At 39.8% G+C, this 576-nt stretch carries 1 protein-coding gene; it reads left to right on the top strand.

Annotated elements, in window-relative coordinates:
* Nucleotides 1–321: 321 nt before the first annotated feature.
* A partial coding sequence (locus ACYQ3Q_RS28465) for a PD-(D/E)XK nuclease family transposase (protein ID WP_459931745.1) occupies nucleotides 322–576 on the top strand: 255 nt, incomplete at its 3' end.

The raw sequence follows: 576 nt of genomic DNA, 5'->3' as shown, positions 1-576 counted from the left end.
CGCTCGGTCGGGGACTGGTACTTCCCGCAATTTGTCGAATCCCTTTAGGGGTCGACTATGTTACTTAATATTGTTGAGTTACATTCGTCAAAACTCTGAACCTCTTGGTAACTGAGACATATAAAAAAATTAGAAATGTCTAGCACAAACCATTCCTTTTTATGGAACTAATATGTGCGTTGTTGTATAATGGAGCCATAGGGCCGTTAGGTTTAGTTTTGATAATAATAATGGTTGTCTGCTGGGGAGTGTGTGAAACTACGGTGGATTTGCTAAAATGATATCTATATAACTGGAGAGAGGAGAGAGGATGAAGTTAATATGGCTGGGAGCAAGAAGAGTAAGACCAAACAAACACCAACTGACGATAGATTTCTAATGTCACCAAAAGTAGACTTCGTGTTCAAGCTAATCTTTGGAGACGAAAAAAATAAAGATCTGCTAGTCGCTTTCCTCAGTGCCGTACTAGGTGTTCCGGCGGAAGACTTTGAGGGAATAGAAATCATCAATAATGAGCTTTTAAGGGAGTTCGCGGAAGATAGAAAAGGAATACTTGATGTCAGAGTAAAGACGAAA

The sequence above is a fragment of the Desulfosporosinus burensis genome (assembly GCF_054657535.1).
This window is presented reverse-complemented; position numbering and strand designations above follow the sequence as displayed.